Genomic DNA, 4,399 nt, shown 5'->3' with positions numbered 1-4,399 from the left:
TTATTTACAGCCAATTTTGCGCTGAATGTCACCCTTTCGAGCAAATTCCATTAACTCGTGAGTTTTAAAAATTCTAAAACCAAAGGGTTCTTTTTTTAGCCCCGGAAAAATTAAACGTAATTTACGGTCTATAGATGCTTCTATTTCCTTCATACCTTTAATTTCTGAAGCATCACGACGTCTGTTTGTATATACCGGATCATGAGCTAAATAATCTGATCGAATAAAAGCATCTACATCGAAATTATTTAAATCTATGGGTCTGGATATACTAGGGTCATGAGCTTTACTAATACCACTAGCAGCACTTCCTCTATAACCTATTTCGGCATTAGGATCAATTGCTTGTATTGCTGGCAAGTGTTCTCTAAGAATATCGTCAATTTGTTGTTGAACTCTATTTAAACTACTTAACCCCCACGGATCCACCCAAGTCAACCCATTAGGCGCATACTGATACAGATTCAAGCCACCGGCTAAACCAATCGGGTCTGGCTGGGTAAAGCGTCCTATATCCGGATCATAATACCTGAAGGTATTGTAATGTAAGCCGGTTTCTCTGTCTAAATATTGTCCCTGATATCTGAGGTTTTGCTCTATGGGTTCGTGTTCGATTTCATGAATCCGTTTACCCCAGAGCTGAAAGCTACATTCCCACAGTATTTTACCGTTTGCATCGGTGAGCTCTTCTGGACAGCCGTTCAGGTCGGTGTGGAAGTAGCGGATATGTTGTTCATGGTTGCCGTCTGTGTCTATACGTGCCAGTGGTTCGTAGCTGTTCTGGTCTGTGTAGATATACAGGCTGGTGGGATGATTCGGACCAGTTTCCTGAATCATTCTTAACCCGTCCCACAGGAAGCGGGTACGGTTGTAGGGCTTGCTTTATTTTGACTTTGGGGTATTAATCAAGCTGCCTAGTCACAGTATATATATATATTTAAACCATTATTAAATGATTTTTCCAGAAAATCAATAAAATGAATAATTGATTCAAGCTGTAACTTTTTTGTTTTAATAAGACTTTCTAATTCCTTTATTAAGGGCTGAATTTCTCCATATAAAATAGTAGTATCAGCATAGTAATCATCAAATTTTTTTATTATTGGGTACTGATTTAATGGTTTCGCGTTACTGAAAAGTTTATCATAATCAGACTTCCCAAGTGAAAATACCGGTGTGTTTTCATCTATTTTCTTTTGATTATTTGATGCCATAAAATCCAAAGCCATAAATACCTCATGTTCTAATTTGATGGGAATGCTGTCACAATTTCACCATGCTTATTAACAATCACTAAAACCTTATTTTGATATTCAACAATACCTGTTTGAAGGTTGGTTCTAGAACCTATTGGCTTACCAAAATCATATTCAAAAGCAGTCTTACCGTTGCGCTGTAGCTCGGTCTTGCCTTTTTTAATGGTTTTATCAATAATTTTCTTTAGGTCTTGTTCATTACCAACATTAAACTTACTCTTATGACTCCAACGCGATCCTTGCTTTCTAAAATGTCGCTCAAATACATGTTTCCATCCCTTTTTAGTCCATTTAGCATTATCGCAATTTAATCCCCACGGATCGACCCAAGTCAACCCATTAGGCGCATACTGATACAGATTCAAGCCACCCAGTAGCCCAATCGGATCAGGCTGAGTAAATCTACCTATATCCGGATCATAGTACCTGAAAGTATTGTAATGTAAGCCGGTTTCCCTGTCTAAATATTGTCCCTGATATCTGAGGTTTTGCTCTACTGATTCGTGCTCAATTTCATGAATCCGTTTTCCCCACAGCTGAAAGCTGCATTCCCACAGTATCTTACCGTTTGCATCGGTTAACTCTTCCGGACAGCCGTTCAGGTCGGTGTGGAAATAGCGGATATGTTGTTCTTGGTTGCCGTCTGTGTCTATACGTGTCAGTGGTTCGTAGCTGTTCTGGTCTGTGTAGATATACAGGCTGGTGGGATGATTCGGACCAGTTTCCTGAATCATTCTTAACCCGTCCCACAGGAAGCGGGTACGGTTGTAGGGTTGGCCTTCGCGGTCTATCTGATGTTTTTCGATACGTCGGCCAAGTGCATCGTAGACATAGCCGTAACGCTGGCTGCGGCCTGTTTGCTCAATGCGTACTTCGCTCAGGCGGTGTTCGGCGTCGTAGTGGTAGTGCTGGGTGTCCAGTAGTTCTTTAATCTGAGTACGGCTGACCAGTTAGCGTATAAATCCAGGGCGATTTTTATTTAATCTGAGCATTATTGTGCTGGTTTCAGGGTATAGCACAAGTACTACTCCTGAAATAAATAAAAGCTGGAAAAAGTATCATACTCTTCCCAGCATGGTTTCAGATATCCTTTAATAATTCTTTTCTAATATTATAGTCACCCAATGGCGCTACACGAGGTAGGGATTCGGCTTCTTTTCCAGATATAGGAATTTCATTTTCCCAAATATCCATTTTTTTACACCACGGTTCTTCTCCATAGGTGAAATATACGCCATTCATATCGGTAGGCACATAGTTTTGTTGATGCCCGATTATTCTCCACTCACCTTCTGATTTCCTATCAAATAATGAGTAGCTGTCTAATATCACTGGTTCAATCAATCGCCGGGCTTGTTTGATTTCTGCCTCAGATATATCAGGAGAATTAGAAATGTTATCAAACAGCTCGGCAACATGACCAATAAAAATTTTGATAATAATTCTGCCAAAACAATATCTCTGTTCATCCAGCTTAAAGCAGAATATGTCTCCTGCCTTGATAAACCGTAGCATGGTGCGTGGTTTTTTATCCCAACCCCATAGTTTGAAATCACTCATCAGCATTTTCCTTTTCCTATACGACCATTCATACTATTGCCTTTCTTACTATGATAAGCTTCTTTGAATGCCTTAGCTCTGTCATCAGTGCGATTATGGTCAAATGAGTTATATTTATTTCCTCTATTTGTAGAAGAAATTTCCTCACCTATGGTACCGGTTCTGGTTTCGTGTATTTCAATATAGTATTGTTCGTACCCTCTGGCCTGACCATAGGTTACATTTTTTTCTAGTACTTCCATTCTTCCTGACGTTAATCTTCCCGTATCTCGATGTTCATTTCTTCTTCTTTCAACATTATTGGTAATACCAATGTAATAAGGCTTTGTTGCGCCAGGGTCATATAGTCCATAAACATGATATCCCTCAGCATTAACGGACGTTAATCCTAACGGATCCACCCAAGTCAACCCATTAGGTGCATACTGATACAGATTCAAGCCACCCAGCAACCCAATCGGGTCTGGCTGAGTAAATCTACCTATATCCGGATCGTAATACCTGAAAGTATTGTAATGTAAGCCGGTTTCTCTGTCTAAATATTGTCCCTGATATCTGAGGTTTTGCTCTATTGATTCGTGTTCGATTTCATGAATCCGTTTTCCCCATAACTGAAAGCTGCATTCCCACAGTAATTCGCCGTTGGCATCGGTAAGCTCTTCCGGACAGCCGTTCAGGTCGGTGTGGAAGTACATTACCCTTTCTGGGTCATTACCTCGTTTATCTATCCGCGCCAGTGGTTCGTAGCTGTTCTGGTCGGTATAGATATACAGGCTGGTAGGGTGATTCGGGCCGGTTTCCTGAATCATTCTTAACCCGTCCCACAGGAAGCGGGTACGGTTGTAGGGTTGGCCTTCGCGGTCTATCTGATGTTTTTCGATACGTCTGCCAAGTGCATCGTAGACGTAGCCGTAACGCTGGCTGCGGCCTGTTTGTTCGATACGTACTTCGCTCAGACGGTGTTCGGCATCGTAATGATAGTGCTGGGTGGCGCCGATGGTCTGTTTGGTCTGGGTTCTGCCGTGCTCGTCGTAGCGGTAGCGGTGTCCTCTGAAATGCAGGAGCTGGTTACAGCGGATGACATTTTGGTTATTAGGGTCTAATTCTATTGGCCGTCTGTGATCTAACAGGTTGGCGGCGGCATCGTATTGCAGGGTTTCCCAGTATCTCTGGTTGCGGCAGCCTTAATTTACGTCCGTAAGTTTACATATTCTTCAAAAAAAAATCTGAATGACGGTGCAATAACGTTTGATATTTTTCTTGAGAAAAGATCATAATTAACTATTTGTCCATAAGTATTTTTCCTACAATCAACACACCAACATACATCATCATCTTTAAAATAAATAACTGCCATATCTGGTGGTAACGAGTATTCATTTCGACACTGACAAGTATCATAATAGATAGCTCCTCCAGACTCAGCCAAGGCATCATTATCAACTATGCCTGATATTTCTTCACCAACAACACCTCCGCCACCAACCAATAAAATAAATTCTTTTAATTCATTTGGTAACGACAAATTTAGCTTATTTTCAAGTATGTTAATTTGTGATTCATCACAAGCTCCAAGCCAATAT

At 40.9% G+C, this 4,399-nt stretch carries 8 protein-coding genes; 2 read left to right on the top strand and 6 right to left on the bottom strand.

Annotated elements, in window-relative coordinates; all coding sequences use genetic code 11:
- The 3 genes from BGI33_RS11345 to BGI33_RS11335 all read right to left on the bottom strand — a co-directional run bounded on the left by BGI33_RS11345 (nucleotide 1) and on the right by BGI33_RS11335 (nucleotide 1,990).
- Nucleotides 1–837: an RHS repeat domain-containing protein gene (locus BGI33_RS11345; RefSeq protein WP_100091298.1), complete on the bottom strand. Its 837-nt coding sequence runs from the start codon at nucleotides 835–837 to the stop codon at nucleotides 1–3.
- Nucleotides 838–914: 77 nt separating this feature from the next.
- Nucleotides 915–1,229, bottom strand: a complete 315-nt coding sequence (locus tag BGI33_RS11340) for a hypothetical protein (RefSeq protein ID WP_100091297.1) — start codon at nucleotides 1,227–1,229, stop codon at nucleotides 915–917.
- Nucleotides 1,230–1,243: 14 nt separating this feature from the next.
- Nucleotides 1,244–1,990 carry an RHS repeat domain-containing protein gene (locus BGI33_RS11335; protein WP_218965198.1) on the bottom strand — a complete coding sequence of 249 codons (747 nt, stop codon included), beginning with the start codon at nucleotides 1,988–1,990 and terminating at the stop codon, nucleotides 1,244–1,246.
- Nucleotides 1,991–2,029: 39 nt separating this feature from the next.
- Between BGI33_RS11335 and BGI33_RS13600 the strand changes: the two genes are divergently transcribed.
- Nucleotides 2,030–2,179, top strand: coding sequence for a hypothetical protein (locus BGI33_RS13600; protein WP_180296981.1), 150 nt, complete (start codon nucleotides 2,030–2,032; stop codon nucleotides 2,177–2,179).
- Between the two features lie 157 nt (nucleotides 2,180–2,336).
- Here the strand turns inward: BGI33_RS13600 and BGI33_RS11330 are convergent, their stop codons facing one another.
- Both BGI33_RS11330 and BGI33_RS11325 read right to left on the bottom strand, forming a co-directional pair.
- Nucleotides 2,337–2,816, bottom strand: a complete 480-nt coding sequence (locus BGI33_RS11330) for an immunity 26/phosphotriesterase HocA family protein (protein WP_100089892.1) — start codon at nucleotides 2,814–2,816, stop codon at nucleotides 2,337–2,339.
- A complete protein-coding gene (locus BGI33_RS11325) occupies nucleotides 2,816–3,625 on the bottom strand; it encodes an RHS repeat-associated core domain-containing protein (RefSeq protein ID WP_218965197.1) in 810 nt (269 codons plus the stop codon). The genes BGI33_RS11330 and BGI33_RS11325 overlap by 1 nt, the downstream gene beginning before the upstream one ends.
- A 39-nt stretch (nucleotides 3,626–3,664) precedes the next feature.
- Between BGI33_RS11325 and BGI33_RS13595 the strand changes: the two genes are divergently transcribed.
- Nucleotides 3,665–3,919 (top strand): hypothetical protein, encoded by a 255-nt coding sequence (locus tag BGI33_RS13595; protein ID WP_100090928.1) that lies wholly within the window; start codon nucleotides 3,665–3,667, stop codon nucleotides 3,917–3,919.
- Nucleotides 3,920–4,005: 86 nt separating this feature from the next.
- On the opposite strand, the gene BGI33_RS11320 is transcribed toward BGI33_RS13595, so the two are convergent.
- Nucleotides 4,006–4,399 (bottom strand): SMI1/KNR4 family protein (locus BGI33_RS11320; protein WP_100091294.1); only part of this gene is annotated, 394 nt, incomplete at its 5' end.

The sequence above is a fragment of the Snodgrassella alvi genome, assembly GCF_002777425.1.
Taxonomy (GTDB): Bacteria; Pseudomonadota; Gammaproteobacteria; order Burkholderiales; family Neisseriaceae; genus Snodgrassella; species Snodgrassella alvi_B.
Note: the sequence above shows the minus strand (reverse complement) of the source record. Positions and strands in the feature narration are given on the sequence as shown.

Coding starts and splice junctions, on each gene's coding strand:
- BGI33_RS11330 (WP_100089892.1), bottom strand. CDS start 2,816: ATGAGTGATTTCAAACTATGGGGTTGGGATAAAAAACCACGCACCATG.
- BGI33_RS11335 (WP_218965198.1), bottom strand. CDS start 1,990: ATGATTCAGGAAACTGGTCCGAATCATCCCACCAGCCTGTATATCTAC.
- BGI33_RS11340 (WP_100091297.1), bottom strand. CDS start 1,229: ATGGCTTTGGATTTTATGGCATCAAATAATCAAAAGAAAATAGATGAA.
- BGI33_RS11325 (WP_218965197.1), bottom strand. CDS start 3,625: ATGATTCAGGAAACCGGCCCGAATCACCCTACCAGCCTGTATATCTAT.
- BGI33_RS11345 (WP_100091298.1), bottom strand. CDS start 837: ATGATTCAGGAAACTGGTCCGAATCATCCCACCAGCCTGTATATCTAC.